This is a genomic window from Candidatus Methanoplasma cognatum, assembly GCA_009777615.1.
GTDB classification, from domain to species: domain Archaea; phylum Thermoplasmatota; class Thermoplasmata; order Methanomassiliicoccales; family Methanomethylophilaceae; genus Methanoplasma; species Methanoplasma cognatum.
This window is the reverse complement of the sequence record WRLM01000004.1, coordinates 75,713-93,843: the sequence shown is the minus strand read 5'-3', so window position 1 is coordinate 93,843 and position 18,131 is coordinate 75,713. Positions and strand designations below refer to the sequence as shown.

At 55.9% G+C, this 18,131-nt stretch carries 12 protein-coding genes; 8 read left to right on the top strand and 4 right to left on the bottom strand.

The window, feature by feature from the left end; translation table 11 throughout:
• The first annotated feature begins 94 nt into the window (after nucleotides 1-94).
• Complete coding sequence (locus tag FWG96_05745) at nucleotides 95-1,027, top strand: homoserine kinase (GenBank protein ID MCL2032753.1); 933 nt, start codon at nucleotides 95-97, stop codon at nucleotides 1,025-1,027.
• Nucleotide 1,028: 1 nt separating this feature from the next.
• The gene (gene thrC / locus FWG96_05740; GenBank protein ID MCL2032752.1) at nucleotides 1,029-2,246 is read left to right on the top strand and encodes a threonine synthase; all 1,218 of its coding nucleotides are present in this window, start codon (nucleotides 1,029-1,031) and stop codon (nucleotides 2,244-2,246) included.
• Here the strand turns inward: thrC and FWG96_05735 are convergent, their stop codons facing one another.
• On the bottom strand, nucleotides 2,247-4,496 hold the full coding sequence (locus FWG96_05735; GenBank protein ID MCL2032751.1) for a DEAD/DEAH box helicase: 2,250 nt from the start codon (nucleotides 4,494-4,496) through the stop codon (nucleotides 2,247-2,249).
• A 97-nt stretch (nucleotides 4,497-4,593) separates the two neighbouring features.
• On the opposite strand from FWG96_05735, the gene FWG96_05730 reads away from it, so the two are divergent.
• The 5 genes from FWG96_05730 to FWG96_05710 all read left to right on the top strand — a co-directional run bounded on the left by FWG96_05730 (nucleotide 4,594) and on the right by FWG96_05710 (nucleotide 15,287).
• Nucleotides 4,594-5,664 (top strand): hypothetical protein, encoded by a 1,071-nt coding sequence (locus FWG96_05730; protein MCL2032750.1) that lies wholly within the window; start codon nucleotides 4,594-4,596, stop codon nucleotides 5,662-5,664.
• A 51-nt stretch (nucleotides 5,665-5,715) separates the two neighbouring features.
• Entirely contained in the window at nucleotides 5,716-7,800 is a 2,085-nt protein-coding gene (gene lonB / locus FWG96_05725) for an ATP-dependent protease LonB (GenBank protein ID MCL2032749.1), read from the top strand.
• A 188-nt stretch (nucleotides 7,801-7,988) separates the two neighbouring features.
• Complete coding sequence (locus FWG96_05720; protein ID MCL2032748.1) at nucleotides 7,989-14,189, top strand: Ig-like domain repeat protein; 6,201 nt, start codon at nucleotides 7,989-7,991, stop codon at nucleotides 14,187-14,189.
• Nucleotides 14,190-14,284: 95 nt separating this feature from the next.
• On the top strand, nucleotides 14,285-14,815 hold the full coding sequence (locus FWG96_05715) for a nicotinamide-nucleotide adenylyltransferase (protein ID MCL2032747.1): 531 nt from the start codon (nucleotides 14,285-14,287) through the stop codon (nucleotides 14,813-14,815).
• Nucleotide 14,816: 1 nt separating this feature from the next.
• Nucleotides 14,817-15,287 carry a CinA family protein gene (locus tag FWG96_05710; protein MCL2032746.1) on the top strand — a complete coding sequence of 157 codons (471 nt, stop codon included), beginning with the start codon at nucleotides 14,817-14,819 and terminating at the stop codon, nucleotides 15,285-15,287.
• A gap of 25 nt (nucleotides 15,288-15,312) precedes the next feature.
• Here FWG96_05710 and FWG96_05705 read toward each other — a convergent pair whose 3' ends face one another.
• Together FWG96_05705 and FWG96_05700 are read right to left on the bottom strand one after the other, a co-directional pair.
• A complete protein-coding gene (locus tag FWG96_05705; GenBank protein MCL2032745.1) occupies nucleotides 15,313-15,738 on the bottom strand; it encodes a UPF0179 family protein in 426 nt (141 codons plus the stop codon).
• A gap of 3 nt (nucleotides 15,739-15,741) precedes the next feature.
• Nucleotides 15,742-16,857 carry an NAD(P)-dependent glycerol-1-phosphate dehydrogenase gene (locus FWG96_05700; protein ID MCL2032744.1) on the bottom strand — a complete coding sequence of 372 codons (1,116 nt, stop codon included), beginning with the start codon at nucleotides 16,855-16,857 and terminating at the stop codon, nucleotides 15,742-15,744.
• A gap of 68 nt (nucleotides 16,858-16,925) precedes the next feature.
• Between FWG96_05700 and FWG96_05695 the strand changes: the two genes are divergently transcribed.
• A complete protein-coding gene (locus tag FWG96_05695) occupies nucleotides 16,926-17,471 on the top strand; it encodes a flavodoxin family protein (protein MCL2032743.1) in 546 nt (181 codons plus the stop codon).
• Here FWG96_05695 and FWG96_05690 read toward each other — a convergent pair.
• Nucleotides 17,455-18,075 carry a hypothetical protein gene (locus tag FWG96_05690; protein ID MCL2032742.1) on the bottom strand — a complete coding sequence of 207 codons (621 nt, stop codon included), beginning with the start codon at nucleotides 18,073-18,075 and terminating at the stop codon, nucleotides 17,455-17,457. The genes FWG96_05695 and FWG96_05690 overlap by 17 nt on opposite strands.
• Nucleotides 18,076-18,131: the final 56 nt, after the last annotated feature.

Sequence of the window (18,131 nt, the reverse complement as noted above, 5' to 3'; positions counted from 1 at the left end):
GCCGCCCATGCCATCAGGTGGGGCGAGGCCGCATGTCCTCGCCTGAAAACCTTTATCAAATGGACTGCTGTACGGAAAGACAGGAAAGTGTAGCATGTCAGGCGAATGGATAAGGGTCGCGGCCCCCGCCACCACCTCGAACATCGGTCCGGGGTTCGACACGTTCGGGCTCGCGATGAGCGAGCCGTGCGATATCATCGAAGGAAGAAAGATCGATTCAGGTTTCATTATAACAGAGGTCTCCGGCCCGGGGTCCGAGGGCATACCGACCGACCCAAAGATCAATTCCGTGAGCATTGCCGCGGAACAGGTCTTGAAAAGGTGCAACGCGGATTTCGGAATAGAGCTGAAGATAAAAAAAGGAATAAGGCCATGCAGCGGGATGGGCTCATCCGGAGCGAGCGCCGCCGGAGGGGCGTTCCTTGCGAACATCATGTGCGGAGAGAAGCTCGGCCCCACCGAAGTGATACTCTGCGCCGCCCACGCCGAGGACGTTATATCAGGCGGACTTCACGCAGACAATGTCTCCCCGTGCATCCTGGGCGGGTTCACCATCATAAGGTCGTATGAACCATTCGACGTCATCAGGGTAGATCCCCCCAAAGACCTCGGAATGGTCGTCGTCCTTCCAGACGTAATGGTCGCAACGTGTGACGCTAGAAAGGTGCTTCCGAGGGAAGTTCCTATTAAGGACCTTGTTTTCCATGTCGGCAACGCTTCTACGCTGGTCTACGGCATGATGACAGGAGACCTGAAGATCATAGGCAGGTCGGTGAAGGACGCCGTCTTCGAACCCGCGAGGGCAAAGCTCGTCCCGCACCTGAAAGAGGCCGAGAAAGAAGCGATGTCCAACGGCGCGCTGGTGTCCTTCCTGGGCGGGTCCGGACCATGCATCATGTCATTCTACGATGCGAAGATGGATATCGGCGGCGCCATAGCTGAGAGAGTGAAGGCCGTTTATACGGACAACAACATCAAATGCGATACGTGGGTAACGAAACCCGGCACCGGCTGCAGGAGGATCTGACATGGCATATCACAAAGTTGTCTGCTGGGACTGCGGCGCTGACGTCGATGACCCCTACGTGTACTTGTGTCCGAGATGCGGAGGGCTCCTCTCGGTGAAAATGGATCTGGAACCCGTAAAGGAGATGAGACCGCAGGACCTCAGGAAAGAGATGCTGGGCGTATGGAGATACGCCCCCTTCATGCCAGTGGACCCTTCTCATAAAGTATCGATACAGGAGGGAGGCACTCCCCTTTACAGGACCGACAGATTGGCCGGAGAGATCGGCGTCTCAGAGGTACATGTTAAATTCGACGGCCTTAACCCGACCGGTTCGTTCAAGGACAGGGGGATGACTGTCGGAGTATCCCGCGCCAAAGAACTCGGCGCGAAGGTGGTCGGCTGCGCCTCCACCGGGAACACGTCCGCGTCGCTGGCGGCATATGCCGCCAAGGCAGACATGAAGTGCGCCGTGTTCCTTCCGTCAGGAAAGGTCGCGGCCGGAAAACTTGCCCAGGCGCTGTTCTACGGCGCAAAGGTCCTTTCGGTCGACGGCAACTTCGATGAGGCTTTGGACCTTGCAAGAAAGATGGCCGAGAAAAGAAAGCTCTACCTCCTGAACTCGATAAACCCATACAGGCCGGAAGGGCAGAAGTCAGTGCTGTTCGAGATAATGGATCAGTTGGAATATGACGTCCCTGACAGGATAATCCTCCCGGTCGGCAACGCTGGCAACATCACGGCCGTCCATAAAGCGGTGCAGGAACTGGAAGAAGTTGGATGGATAAACAAAATTCCAATGCTCACCGGGATACAGGCCGCCGGCGCGCCGCCGGTCGCGAGAGCGTTCGGGGAGAGAAAGGAAGACTTTGTACCCGAGGATAATCCTGAAACGGTCGCCACCGCCATAAGGATAGGGAACCCCGTGAACGGAAGAAGGGCGCTCCGCGCGATGTACGACACAGGGGGATACTGCACCACTGTCACGGACGAGGAGATCATAAACGCCCAGAGGCTTCTCGGAAAGACTGAAGGAGTATGCGTTGAGCCCGCGTCCGCCGCTTCCGTGGCGGGGCTCAGGAAGCTTCTGTCCATGGGGATCGTTGACAAGAGCGAGAGGGTGGTCTGCATCTGCACCGGGAACGGACTGAAGGACCCCGATACGATAATACAGAATTCCCCTTCGCCGATACCGTGCAAGAACTCTGTGGAGGATGTCGAGAGGATACTTTCAGAGTGATCAATAATCGTGTATCCTCGATTGCTTCTGGATATCGGTTTGGCCCATTTTCTCACGGACATACTCTTCCGCCATCTTATCCAGCATGTATTCTTCCTCTTCGCTCACAGCCGGAGCCTCTCTCCTTTCCGTCGTGCCTCCTGACTGCGCCTTCATGCTGTTCGCGAGAGCTTGGCCGATCTTAGGCAGCCTTGACAGGAAGTCGACATCGGCTGTGATGATATCCGACCTTGAGCGTATGCCGTTGTCATAAAGCACCCTTGCCCTTACCCTTCCGACCCCTCTTAACGATATGAGTCCCAGGAGCTCTTCTTTCACGCCGTATCGCACGCGGGTTAGCAGCGGTTTGATCCTTTTTGTCGCCTCCGGCTTGAAGATGTACGCCACCTCGTTCATCGAATAGAGAAGCCAGTCGATCATCTCCACCCTGGACCTTATGTCTCCTGGCCCGATGCCCATGGAAGATGTTATCTCTTCCTCGGAGACCTCGCTGATCCAATCATCCATGAGAACGGCCACCTTCAGGTCGCTCATGAAACTCTCGAACATGAAGTCATCTTCCTCATCCGCCGGCTCCGCCAGGAAATCCCTTGAATGCTCGATCTCCAGCTTCGACAGCCTGTCGAAGTCGTTCTTCTTGGGGTAAAGGCCGAGGACGTCGGGGGTGGAGGCCGCCGCGTGCAGTATCATGAGATCTTCCGTGTCGTCCTTTATCCTCATTACCGCATCCCTCAGGATGACCGCCGATTTCGGATCTATGTACAGATCGGATATCCTCTTTCCGAACGGAAGTATTCGGAGCGATCCTCCCTCCCTCGCGACCATCTCTTCCCTTTCCAGAAAATCCACCACGCTCTCGACGACGCTCTCTATCCCGTACATCTGAGAGGTGTTCCCGAAGAACGTATCGCGCATGAAGTCCACTATGCCTTCTTCTGTGCCGGCGTCGCCGGTCGCGATCAACCCCAGGATATGGCTTCTGAGAACCGTTTCGTTGTTGAGTTTGGACGTCAGCCTCTCCGTGTCATGCATCACATAGTCTTCCATGAGGTGATCGAAATCGCCGAGGCTTTTGCCGACAAGCACGGCCTCTCCGTAAGGGTCGTACCCGGGCCTTCCGGCCCTTCCGCACATCTGCTTCACCTCCATGACGGAGATCGGAACATTACCTGCGTTGGAGTCGTACCTGTGGGTATCCCTCACTATGACCCTTCTTGCGGGCAGATTTATGCCCGCCGCGAGCGTCGGTGTGGCGACAATGCATTTTATGCCGCCGCTGCGGAAGTTATCCTCAACATACCTTCTCTGCTTGTATGTGAGCCCGGCGTTATGGAACGCCATTCCGCATTTTACGCAGGACAGCAGCTTCCTGCCTAGCGACGTCGTCTCGGAATCCCCCTCCAGGATGTCCGCCTCTTTCTCGGACAGTTCCCTTCCGGCAAGGGCTCCCATCTTGCCGGAATACTTCGCCGCAAGCGATTCGGTGGACCTCCTTGTGTTCACGAAGATCATGCACTGTCCGCCTTCCGCAAAGGTCTGGTTTATCATGTCCCAGACGCTGTCCTTGCTCTGCGGCACCTCTATGGAGGATCCGTCCTCAAAGGTTATCTCCCCATCGTAATAGACGCCTTCCCTCAGAGGTATGGGGCGCCAATCGCTTGTCACAAGATCCGCTTTCAGCCAGCGGGCGAGGTCCTCTGCGTTGGAGATGGTCGCCGACAGCGCGATCATCTGCGTGTCCCTGTTCTTACGCATGAGTTTTGTCAGTATGATCTCAAGTGTGGGGCCTCTGCCGGGATCGTGGATCAGATGTATCTCGTCCGCGATCACCAGTCTCACGTCGTCCATCCATATGCTTCCGTGGCGCATCATGGAGTCCGCTTTTTCGGACGTCGCCACGATTATGTCCGCATCCGCAAGTTTTCCGTCGTCGGAGTCCAGGTCCCCCGTGCTCATCACGACCTTAACGCCCAGCGCGGAGAATTTATCAAGGTCGTCCTTCTTCTCCGAAGCCAGGGCCTTGAGCGGAACTATGTACAGCACCTTTCCGCCCTTTTTCAGCACGGTGCTTACGGCCGGTATGAAACCTATGAGCGATTTGCCGCTTGCAGTGGGCATCGCCGCGATGAGGTTCCTTCCAGAAATTGCGATAGGCAGGGCCTCCGCCTGCGGCGGGTAGAGTTCAACGAACCCGCTTTTGATCAGGATCTCCCTGACCTCCTTATCGACCTCTAACTCCTCGACCTTCATGGGCGGTTCTCTATCGAGCATGGTTTATTTATGCGTTCGTCGGACGTTTATGCATTCAGTTTAAATACGGCGGAAATATGGAGTAATTGAAAAAGATATGAGAGAATCTCTAAAGATATTAATGGTCATGTTCACTGCCGCCGTATTTCTCGTTCCGACCGCCGGAGCGATCTATGCGGCGGGATCGGACGATACTTACGAGTTCGTCTCATATTATGACCAGCTGGATGCCAACGGCAAGGCCGTATTTGATGCGATGAATTCGGCAGACGCTTATACCAGCAGCCTTGTTGTTGATCTCCCTGTTAAACTGAGCGCGACATCGGACAACCCCGATGATGCCAGAGCATATCTTTTGAGTATAATCAAAAAGATCGTCGATGATGCGGCCGATGCTCTCAGGTCCAGCTCGCCGATGGCGTATTGGGGCTGGGGGGCGAGTTCGTTCTCATATCCCGCGGCCGACATTACGGTCGCAGGTAACACTGCGACGGTGACGACCTTTTCGTTCCAGGTATCTTTAACAAGCTATCCAAAAGATCCGGTGACGGGAGAGTTCCAGGGCATACAGAAAATGCTGGACGACCTCAACGCCGCAGTGGACAAATTCTCTACGGAAAGTACGACCGTCCGCGGCAAGGTCTTGGACATAAATAACTACATTACCAAACTTGCTACATATGATCCGAACTGGAATGATGACAAAAAAATAAGCATCTATTCCCACGACGCCTATGGCGTTTTTGTCGATCCGAACCACTATGCGGTATGCGACGGCTACTCCAAAGCATTCCTTCTCCTGTGTGAGAAAGAGAACATAGAGTGCGTGGTGGTATCGGGAACATCCCTAGTAGATATGGTCAACCACGCCTGGAACTATGTCCTGATGGATGACGGGAAATGGTATGCCATAGATGTGACCTGGAATGACAACACCAACAATTCCTATTTCCTGAAGGGCTCAGACACATTCTTCCAGACGCACCACCAGGGAACGTATCTAGGAAGCGGCCATCTGCCTAATCCATTCGAGGATCCTGTCCTGAGCACCACCTCGTACGATTCCGGGCCCCCTGCGTGGTATATGAGTTATGCGTGGGTGATGGCATTCGCGATAGTAGCGTTGCTGTCAGTGGCTTTGTACAGATATGCAAAAAGGAGCGGTTGATGAACAACAATTATATACGAGTACAAACTAACACTGTTAGGAAGGGAATGCATGGAAACAGTTGTCAATAAAAAACCATCACTCCTCGAAGATTGGGTAGAGCGGCAGACCTTCCGCACTACCAAAGACATCGAGATACCGGAGAAACTGTCAGACCGTGTCATAGGTCAGGAAAAAGCCGTGGAAGTGATGAAGAAGGCGGCCTTCCAAAAAAGGCATGTCATGCTTATCGGTGAACCCGGCACCGGAAAATCGATGCTGGCCAACTCCATGGTGGAGTATCTTCCCAAGGAAGCGCTTCAGGATATTGTCTCATATCACAATCCTGAGGATGTCAACGAGCCCAGGATACGCGAATTCCCGGCCGGAAGGGGCAAAGCGGTCGTGAGCGAGCAAAAAGCACACGCCGCGGCGATGAAGAACCAGAAAGGCTCCTTTTTCATTTACATATGCATCCTGGTGGCATTGATAGGGGCAATGGGAGTATACATCTTCGGACAGTGGGAGATACTGCTCGTATGCCTTTTTGTGATAATAATCATATGGCTCTTCACAAGGACGCCCAACCAGAGAACGGAAACGGCCATCGTGCCGAAACTGCTGGTGGGACATAATCCCGACGATATGCCGCCTTTCATAGATGCGACGGGCGCGCATGCGGGTTCGCTGCTGGGAGACGTTAGACACGACCCGTTCCAGAGCGGAGGTCTGGAGACCCCGTCCCACGACAGGCTGGAGTCCGGCGCGATACACAAAGCAAACAAAGGCGTCCTCTTTATCGACGAGATAAACCTGCTCAGGATAGAGTCCCAGCAGGCGCTTCTGACCGCAATGCAGGAGAAGAAGATGTCCATCACCGGCCAGTCGGAGAGGTCCTCGGGCGCGCTGGTGAAATCCGAGCCGGTCCCGTGCGATTTCATTCTCGTCTGCGCCGGCAACTTGGACGCCATCCACGGGATGCACCCCGCGTTAAGATCCAGAATAAGGGGGTACGGTTACGAAGTATACATGCGCAGCACTATGCCTGATACGGACGAGAACCGCTACGACATAGCAAGATTCGTCGCGCAGGAAGTCAAAAAAGACGAAAAGATACCTCCGTTCGACAAATACGCTGTGGGAGAGATCGTTAAGGAGGCCCAGCGCCGCGCAGGAAGAAAGGGGGAGCTCACCCTCAGGATGAGGGAGCTCGGAGGCCTTGTCCGCGTATCCGGCGATGTGGCCGTCGAAAGAGGGTCTGACATAGTCACGATAGACGATGTGCTTTCCGCCAAGGGAACCGCACGCAGCCTCGAACAGCAGATAGCGGACCGCCACATAGAGAACAGCAAGAAGTACTCTCTGTTCGAAACGAGCGGTTCCGAGATCGGGATGATCAACGGCCTTGCCGCTCTGGGCGCAGACTCCGGCATGGCAGAATATTCAGGAATAGTATTGCCGATCGTAGCGGCCATAGCACCGCCCCAGACAAAGAAGGGAGGGAAGCTGATAGCCACCGGACGCCTTGGCGATATCGCAAAGGAGGCCGTCGACAACATATCGGCGGTGATCAAGAACTATACCTCGAAATCGATATCCGATTACGACATACACCTTCAATACATAGGGACATATGACGGAGTAGAAGGAGACAGCGCATCCATAACGATGGCGACCGTCATCTTATCCGCGATGGAGGGAATACCTATAAGGCAGGACCTCGCGATGACCGGAAGTCTCAGCGTCAGAGGGAAGGTGCTCCCAGTAGGCGCCGTGACCGCTAAATTGGAGGCGGCGGCGGCATCGGGAATAAAAATGGCGCTGATACCCGAAGCGAACTCTAACGACGTGATGATCCTGAACAAATTCTACAAGGATATGGACGTCTACTCTGTGGAGAACTTCCGCGACGTCGTTGAATATGCTTTCGTCGATTGTCCGAAAAAGAAGGATCTGATGACCAAGCTTCTGCCTCTGACCGAGGGCGGGGTGTCCACGGTAAAGAAGATCGAGCCTCCGCCTGAGTACGTAATCACTGCAAAACACGAGGAAAGAAAGGATCCCCCTAAGACGGAACCCCTACCGGAAGAGGTCGAGGATACCGCGACGATCACGGAAAGGACCATACCGAAAGACGGCAACCCCTGCCCACTGTAAACTGCTTAAACACCATTTTTTCTTTCCGCTCCGGCTGAAAAGAGGCTGGCGCGGTGCATCTTTATTTCAGTGATCTGAGAAGCAAGTACCTTTATCCATTGATTTTGTAAATACACAAGTATAAAACTTATAGAGCGCCATTCTTGGATATATAGGGGGATAGGAAACGTTCCAGAGAGGAGATGACGATGAAAACAAAAACGAACACACCCAGACATATACCGGCGGTAATGCTGATAATCCTGATGTTATTCACCGCCACGGCCATGCTCGGCCTGCCCTCCCCCATGGCGGAGGGAGCTGGGGCGGGGAATGCACTTGTCGTCACCAACGGCAATGACGCCGGCGACGGCTCCCTGCGTGCGGCCCTCACTGCCGCGGAAGACGGCGATACCATCAGATTCGATCCGTCAGTGACCGCTGTCACGCTGACAAGCGGCGAGATCTTATTCGATCTGCCTGACATAACTATAGACGGAGGGGCCGGCGTGACCATACAGCGCATCGGTGCATCCAGCTTCCGCCTGCTGAACAGTACGGCGCCCGCGGGCACGCTGACGCTTAAAGGGCTGACGATCGAGAACGGCGCCGCATCCGGCGACGGAGGCGGGGTGCGGGCGGTCGCCGATGCCGTGCTTACCAACTGCATATTTACCGGCAACACGGCGACCAGCGGCGGCGGGATATATGCCGGCGGCTCCATTACGCTCATAAATTGCGGCTTTGCAGATAACAGTTCACTGTACGGCACGGTCTATTCAGACAACGTCATTGCGGACAACACTACTTTCTTTGCGAACTCCATTGCGAGCCCCGGTACCGAAACCGGCGTCGTGGATGCCGGCGTCAGCGCGGTCCTGCGCCACTGCACGTTCACTTGCAACGAACAGGTGAACAATAATGTGTACAATGTATACGCCGGCTCTTCTGTCTCAGCCGATAACTGCCTGATGACAGAAGATCTGCTGAAAGGAAACTGCAACCTCCCCCTCGGCGGCAGCAACCTGCTCGGAACCGGCACCGACGATTATGCGGCATGGTTCGGGAACAACACCTTCACATTCGGCTATATCATGCCGCTGTCCGGTATTGCGGGCGGCGCGGCGGTGATCACGGGTCATGAAAGAGATGCGGCGGGGAACCTGCGAGCCTCAGCCAACTGCCTCTTCGGCGCCGTCAACTGGACCGCAAAGAGCTGGATCGTCACGAACAGCAGCGACGGCGGGGCCGGTTCCCTGCGCCAATGCGTGACCGACGCCGATAACGACGGCGGAGCGGAGAATTGGCGTGTGGTTTATTTTGACAGCCATGATTCCTCGACCGGCGGCAGTACGTTCAATATCCAGACGGGGAGTGAGATCATATTCTCCAAAGACATTGTTATCTACGGGCGCCTCGGCATTGACGGCGCCCCGGAGATCACCGTGGACGCGACATACAAGACGTGGCGTGTCTTCAACCAGATCGACTCCGGATCTTCGCAATACTTCGGCCTGGCCATCAAGAACGGCAGGACCACCGGTTCTAACAGCGGCGGCGGGATACACAGCAACGGCAACGTCACCGCACAGAACTGCGACTTCGACGGCAACAGGACAGGCTCCACCGGCGGCGGGATCTATGCCGGAGGCGCCGTTACGCTGATGAACTGCATCTTCGCCGGCAACAACGCGAGTTCTTCGGGCGGCGGGGTCTATTCAGGAGGCACCGCCGTCCTGGAGAACTGCATCTTCACCGGCAACGGATCGACCTCCGCGGGCGGCGGGGTCTACGGGAACAGCAACACCAGCCTGACCAACTGTGCCTTCACCAACAACAGGGCGACCGGCGGCAACGGCGGCGGGGTGCGTTCATGGGGCCCCGTAACGGCCACCGACTGCATCTTCACAGGAAACGAGACCACCAACGCGACAAACGGCAACGGCGGCGGCATATGGACGAATAACAACGCCTTCCTTACCGGCTGCGTATTTGCAGGCAATACGGCAAGGGTCGCCGGCGGGGGGGTGAGCGCGCACAATGGCTCGCTGATGGTCCTGACCAACTGTACCTTCACCGATAACACAGCGACTGACGGCGGGGGGATCGACTGTGCAACGAAGACATATCTTTTCCATCTCACGATAACGAACAACAGGGGCGGGGGGATCTACGCTGACAGCGGGCGAACCGCATACCTGTACAACTGTATAGTCACCGGCAACACCAACGCGGCCGGAACAGCACTTTTGCAGACCTACGGAGGCGGCACCGTCAACTATACCGCCGGAAGGAACCTGATCGAGGGGATACCGATCCAAAGCGGCCCCACCACTCACAGGCGGGTCTTCGGACTTAACGTATTCGACCCGGCGACCGGCACCAAGAATGTGCTTACAAACGGCATCGCGGCAGGAACGGCCGCCGCCGTCACCATCTCCGATATCCTTGGCTATTCGACCCTTTCCTCAGGCGAAAGAATGGCTGTGGATAATGCCCTAGCAGCTCTTGCCTTTGATCAAACCGGCGCGGATCGCGCGAAAGCCGGCGCCGTCACCTACGGTGCGGTCGAGGAGAGCGCAAACTCGCTTATCGGCATCGCCGTCGGCACCGATCCCGCAAAAACAACATATGCCATCGGAGAAACGATCGACCTTACCGGAACGCTGCTGACCCTGGAGTACACAAACGGTACCGACAGCGGCGTTTCTTACACAGAGCCAGGCATGACCAACACCTCCGAAAGCGTAGACACCCACACAGTCGGAGACAAACCGGTCCACTTCACCTTCCTGGGTGTAACAACCACCGGAGGCACCTGCCTGAACATCACAGTGACGGACAGCACTTTGACTGCGGTGACCTCCGGCGGCGGCCCGAGCATGTATGGGGAAGATGTCACTTTCTATGCCCACGTGACCCCCGGTCATGCTGGAAGCGGCGTGCCTTCCGGCACAGTCACTTTCTACGACGGGAGTGCGCTCATAGGGACCGCGGCCTGCGATGAATCCGGCGTTGCTTCCCTCTTGATAAACAGTCTGTCTCTCGGAGGCCACAACATCACAGCGGCCTATGGCGGCGACAGCTACTACAGCGGCTCATCCTCAGCGGCGGGAGTGCCGCATACAGTGAACAAAGCGGATACCGCCCTTGTCGTAGCCGCCATAATAGTCGAGACCACTCAGGTAACGGCCATCGCGCATCTGGCGGTGGTGCCCCCCGGCTACGATACGCTGGCGGGCAAGACGGTCAGCTTCTACGTGGACGGCGTACTTCTGGGCCAAAGCAACAGCGATGGCACAGGCGGCGTTTACTTCACCATCAGTATGGTCGATCTGATCGATATGGGAATATTGATTGTCGGCGAACACCTTATCAAAGCCGTGTTCGAGGGCAGCGCCTATCTGAACGGGACCGAATCGGCGAATTTCGTATACGACATATACAAAGCCGATACCGAAGTAAGCGTCTCTGTCACACCTGGCACTTCCGTGCATGGAGAGACTGTGACAATAACCGCGACGCTTTCGATATTGGATATCATCGGCGACACGGCGAACGGGAAACTCATTATCTTCTATAACGGCGCAACGGTCATCGGATCAGATAACTGCAACTCTTTAGGGGTTGCCTCTATCTCTGTTCCTCTGCCGTTTGGCATAAACACGATCTCCGCCAAGTACGACGGCAACGTGAACATGAACGGAAGCACGGGAAAGACCGAGCATGATGTGGACAGAGCGCAGACCGGGGTCAGCATCGCCGTTGCGCCTGCTTCCCCGGCGGTGTACGGACAGAGCGTAACGATCACCGCGACGCTTTCGGTTGTATTGCCTGGCAGCGAAGGAGATCTGTCCGGCAAGACCATCATATTCTATGACGGCGCGGATATTATCGGAACAGGTTCATGTGATCTGTCCGGGGTCGCTTCTCTTCTGATACCGATACAGCTGAGCGTAGGCAGCCATGCGATCTCCGCTGAATTTGCAGGGGACGCAAGCTTACTGTCTTCCGCCTCCGCAAGTACCGCTTACGTAGTTAACAAAGCAACGACCGATACCCAGCTGACCGGCCCTGCCCTGTCTTCTGTTTACGGGCAGAGCGTGACGTTCAGCGCCGCAGTGGTCGACGCAAGCACAGGCTTAGGCATACCGACGGGTGACGTCGAGTTCTATGACGGCGGCATCCCTATCGGCACGGCTACTTTGGACGCTTCCGGCCAAGCGGCCTTCTCTACGTCAGCGTTGAGCGCAGGCCCCCATACCATAACCGTCGAATATATGGGAGATGACAATTACGACACCTCACAAGATAACATCGGCGTGGTCCATACGGTGATCGCGGCGGACACCGCGATATCACTGACGGCGGACCTTGCCTCTTCCGCCTATGGGCAGGAAGTGACCTTCATCGCCAGTGTGGACGTCATAGGCACAGGCTTAGGCGTGCCGACAGGCGACGTCGAGTTCTATGACAACGGCGTTCCTATCGGCACGGCCCCGCTGGACGCTTCCGGCCAAGCGGCCTTGTCCGTAATATTGTCAAGCGTAGGCAGCCGCACGATCACCGCATCTTACATCGGAGACGGCAATTATGACGTTTCCGGGCCCGCCTCGTTGGGCCACGAAGTGACCAAAGCGAACACCGGGACATCGCTTTCAGCGGACCCGGCATCATCTGTCTTCGGAGGCACGGTTACCTTCACAGCCACGGTGGAGGCCGCGGGATCCGGCTCCGGTACGCCTACAGGCACCGTCGAGTTCTATGACGGCAGCTCGCTGATCGGTAGCGACGTGCTTGATATCAACGGAAAGGCCGTCCTATCTACTGCAGCGTTGATCGTAGGCACCCATCCGATCACGGCCGTCTACGGGGGAGACGCCGAATACAACACCTCAGGAACCGTCTCGTTGAGCTACATAGTGAGCGAAGAGGATACGGCGACCTCACTTTCCTCAGACCTTATCTCATCTGTCTATGGGCAGACCGTGACATTCACCGCAACGGTGACCGCTGCCGGCGCGGGTACGCCGACAGGGGATGTCTGCTTCTATATCGACGGCATTCTGACGGATACCGTTGCTCTCGATATCAACGGCGAAGCTGTATTCTCGACGGCTGCGCTGAGTGTAGGTATCCGTCCGGTCAAAGCGGCCTACATCGGCGACGGTTACTACAACGCCTCCGAATCCGCGCTTGACCACACAGTGAGCAAAGCTGACACAGTGACCACGCTCTCCTCGAACATGGCCTCGTCGGTGCATGGGCAGACCGTGACATTCACCGCAACGGTGACCGTCATCGGCCCCGGTTCCGGCATACCGGGTGATGAGGTCGAATTCTATGACGGCGGCGTCCCGATCGGCGGCGGCATACTCAGCGCAGGCGGCATAGCTGTTTTCTCAACGTCTGCTCTGGACGCCGGCGCCCGCACGATCACCGCAGTCTACGGGGGGGACTACTGTTACGCGACCTCAGGGTCCGCCCCAGTGAGCCTTATGGTAAGCCCTGCAGACACCACTGCCTCGATAATATCGGCCCCGAATCCTTCGCTGACAGGCGCATCGGTCACCTTCACTGCCACCGTCACCGCCGTACTGCCCAGCACCGGCATACCTGTCGGCACGGTCGAGTTCTATGATGACGGCGTCCTCATCGGCACAGCTGCGTTGGACGCTTCCGGTAAAGCGACCCTTGCGACGGCGGCGCTGGGTCTGGGTATCCATCCTGTTACCGCAGAGTATCTTGGGAACTCTAACTTCAACGCTTCCGCCTCCCACCTATTGGAACAGAGGGTCGTCCCCTCCTTGACCACCGCGCAATATATCATAACCGCGACATCCAGCCAGGGCGCGACCATGTCTCCGGAAGGGAAAGTTACTGTCAGCAGAGGAGGGAGTGCGACATTCTTCTTCTCCGCCGCTACGGTAACGGTGGACGGCATGCCCCTCTCTCCGGAAGATGTTGCGAAAGGATACTACACCTTCCGCAATGTCGCGATGAGCCACACCATTGATGCCAGAGGTACCGGCCCGAGGGCGGTCGTCACTCTTTCGATCGAAATAAAGGACGGAGACGGCCGCGTGGAATACAGCATAAATGGGTCGCCCTTCGTACCATACACGGAGACGGTCTCCCTGCAGGGAGGTTCCTCGGTCGAACTGAGAGCATACGCAGGCGACGGATACCAGTTCAAGGAGTGGCGGCAGGGAGCAGCCGTATACGCCAGTTCGGAGATATCTCTGGAGGTCAATTCGTCCATAGGTCTGGACCTGTACTTCACTGAGGATGGCGGCGGCTTCCCCTGGCTGATAGCTGGGATTGCATTGTTCCTGATCTTACTTTTGCTTCTGCTGCTGTGGCGCAGGAGAAAAGAGGACGAGGTGGAGGACGGAACGAAACACCCTTGATCACTTCCGACCGGAAAGCTCACGCCGGCGCTTTCCGGTCATTTTCATTTAATCCGGGGAAGGAATATTTTATCTTTTGACGCCGATAGGGTACCATGGTCTCCAAGCGCTATTTCGGCGATTATTCGCTGATGGTCGGAAGGTTCCAGCCCCTCCATAACGGACATTTAGAAGTTATACGCAAATGCGCGGCGGAATCCGAGAACCTTACTATAGGCATCGGCAGCGCCCAGTATTCGCACGAACGCGACAACCCCTTCACAGCGGGGGAAAGGTACCTGATGATAGACGAAGTGATGAAGGACGAGGGCATAACGAATTACTGCATCGTGCCGATCGAGGACATCAACAGATACTCCTTATGGGTGGCCCAGGTCGAATCCCTTTCCCCTCCGTTCTCGATAGTGTACAGCAACAATCCCCTTACCAGGCGTTTGTTCAGAGAGGCGGGGTATGAGCTGAGAGAGACCCCCCTTTACAACCGGGAGGTCTATTCTGGAACGGCAGTGAGGAAGAAAATGATCGAAGGCGACGATTGGCGCCCCCTCGTGCCAAGGAAGGTGGCCGAAGTCATCGACTATATGGACGGCGTTGAAAGGCTGAGAGAGATATCGGGAGGAGAGTGAAATGACCCTTGCGGAGGACCTCTCCTGGATCCTTTCCAGGAACGATATCACGCTGTCGGTCGCAGAATCATGTACCGGAGGGATGCTCGGATCGGTCATCACCTCGGTCCCGGGATCATCCCGATATTTCCTCGGCGGAGCGATAACATACGGCAACGAGTCGAAAGAAGATCTTCTGAATGTCAAAAAAGCCACGATGATCGAGAACGGCTCAGTGAGCGGAAAGACCGCCGTCGAAATGGCCGAGGGCGCGAGGGAGCTGTTCGGATCGGACGTCGCCGTGTCGGTGACGGGCATAGCGGGCCCCGAAGGCGGCACTGCCGCCAAGCCAGTCGGGCTCGTTTGGATCGGTATCTCTTCGGAGAACGGATCGTTCGCCAGAAAGTTCAACTTTGACGGCAGCAGAGAAGAGATACGGACAAGCGCGGTCAACGCCGCGATCCAGCTTCTTATCGGTACGCTCCCCGTTTGATCCAGGCTGCCGCGGAACGTCCCCGTCAGAATAATTTCACAAACACCAGATCCTCGTTGATGGGACACTCCGCATCCCCTTCGATCTCGATCACGGAATACTTCTTGCCGTTCTCCGAGGCATAGGGGTGGCATAACAGATAGATCTCACAATCCAGCATCCCGCATCCCGGCTTTTGGAACGTTATTATGCTGCCTTCTATCGCCGACTTCTTCGGCACGACCAGTCTTTGAGCGACCTTTTTGATCTCAACCACACGCACCCTGTCCTCGTTGAACTCACAGTCGTGCGTCTGTTCCCTCACCGCTGTGATCTCGTACATGGAGCCGTGTTCGAGATTGAAACATACCCCTTTAAGCCTGCATTCCCTGCATTCCAGCTGCGGCCCGATGTAATAGAACCGGTTGCCTTCCTTTGCCTGCGCCTCGCTTATCAGCGTTATAGCCGCCATGTCTCAGATCACTCCGGTATCCTTAGCTACCTTTTCCGCCGCCCTTCGTGTCAGCCCCTTTTCCCTAAGCACAGTGTATCTGTCCTCGCGCATGCCCTTCGCCCTGACCAATGCTTCTATTATCTCATCGTCGGTGAACCCGAGCTCCCTTGCGGTGGTCGGGGCGCCGATGCTCTTAAGAGAATCCCTTATCCTTTTCCAGTTGCCGCGCTGGAGTTTCATCATCATTATCGACCCCACTCCGCACTGTTCCCCGTGAAGGGCGGTCTCCGGCCTTATGACATCCAGCGCGTGGGAGAACATGTGCTCGGAACCGCTGGTGGGTCTGGAGCTCCCGGCCACGCCCATTGACAGTCCGGACGCTATTATGGGCTTCAGGACAAGCCACACGCTCTCTTCGTACCCGGGTTTTATGGCCCCGCAGTTGAATATTATCTCCTCTGCGGCATATCTCGATATAAGGCAGGCGGAACTGCTTATCTCCTCGCCCTTCGCTTTGTTGGCGATCTCCCAATCCCTGAGCGCGGTGAGGTTGGATATGACGTCCGCACAGCCCGCCGCCAGATATCTGAACGGCGCGTCGTTGATCACTTTGGTATCCGCGATTATTCCGCTGGGGGATACCGCGCTTACCGACACGGACCTGCCGTCCGATTTTATGGAGGCGCGGTCCGACGCGATCCCGTCGTGCGCTACGGAGGTGGGTATGCTTATGAAGGGTATGCCGAGATCGTTGGCGGCCATCTTAGTGATGTCGATCTTGCTTCCGCCTCCCACTGCCAGCAGGAATGCCGCCTTGTGCTCCTTTGCCTCCTCCTCGACCTTCCTGAGATTGTCCAGGGTGGCGGTGCCTGTGAGCGAAACGGCCACATCATACTTTTCTGACACGAGGTCCTCGACCTTCTTCCCGGCGGCTTTATGGGTGTCCGTGCCGGTCACGATCATCCCTCTCTTACCGAATTGGAGGGCCTTGCAGGCGTCTGCGACCTGGTCCACGATATCATGCCCTAAAAGTACGGTCCTTGGAAAATCCATCGCTTTTCTTTTGGAGAAACTGTCATTTCCCATAAGCAATGTCTCCGGAGGACTAACTGATCTTCTTTTAGGAAAAGCTGCCATGATCCCACTTTACAACTGCCAGAATCACTCAGAACATATAAAAGGAGTGCATCATATTATTGCATCATATGAAAGCCTTGATCGTTTGCGGAAGCAGGGACGGAGGATTCACATCCGAGATGTGCCGCTCCTTCTCAAAAGGTCTGGCCGTTCACAACATAACCTCGGAGATCATTTTTCCCATAGAAATGGACATAAAACACTGTACAGGATGCGGCGCCTGCTCCGCCGAGGGGGAATGCAACATATCCGACGATATGGATGCAATCTATCGATACTTCAGAGAAAGCTGTCTGCTCGTTCTGGCGACGCCCACGCATTTCAGCGGCCCGTCGTCGGCGGTCAAGACCGTCATCGACAGATTCCAGCCCGCTTGGTTCAAGGACAAAGGGCACCCGGCGTTCGCGGCCGCGCTGCTCTCCGGAGGAGGGCCGTCCCCCCGTTTTTCGAACACTGTGTCCATCTTCAAAGCATTCTCCAACACGACCGGTATGGAATGGCTCGGACATCTGGAGATAACAAACACGGACAAGAAAGAGATCTCGGACGTGACAAAGCCGTCCTTCGATTACGGGAACGAGATCGGTCTGGCCCTGTTCAAAGATCGACAATGATCTTTTGGAACCCTATGTCTCCCGCCGGCCCGTCCTTCTTCCTGACGAACGGTATCAGCTCCGGGAACCTGTCGTAAAGGTATGCCCAGTCCTCCGCCCTCAAAAGAGAATCCGTATCCAGGACCGCGGTCTCCAGGAATCCCCTCCCAGCCAGCCCTTCCATCGCTTCCCTGATATCCGTTGTCTGTTCCCCTCTGCACAGCACCCTTCCTTGGGAGACGAACAGAACAGGCATGCAGTGCTCGGACACTTCATAGGCCTCGCTCATGACGAGATCATTCCTTGTGGTATGGTAGGGGATCAGCAGCTTTACTATATCGCCCATGAAAGAGTCGAAGACGTCCTCAACGTCTTTGATGTGGGTCATGAGCCAGACATCGCTTCCCGGGAACTTCATATCGGTGATGAGGCGGTCGTCCATCTCCTTTCTGCCGAGCCCTCTCATATCCACAACCAGGATCGGCATCCTGTCCTCCGTCTCATCCGCCGAATATGCCGGCGGCGCCGGCTCCGTCTCAAAAGATATGCGGGTGCCGTCGAACCTCACCGGTGCCGACCTCACCTCGCCGTTCTTGAAAACAGAATATAAAGCAGGTATCTCCATGAATGTACATGTCCTAAGCACTATAAACCGTTTAAGTGCAACGAATGAGTAATATA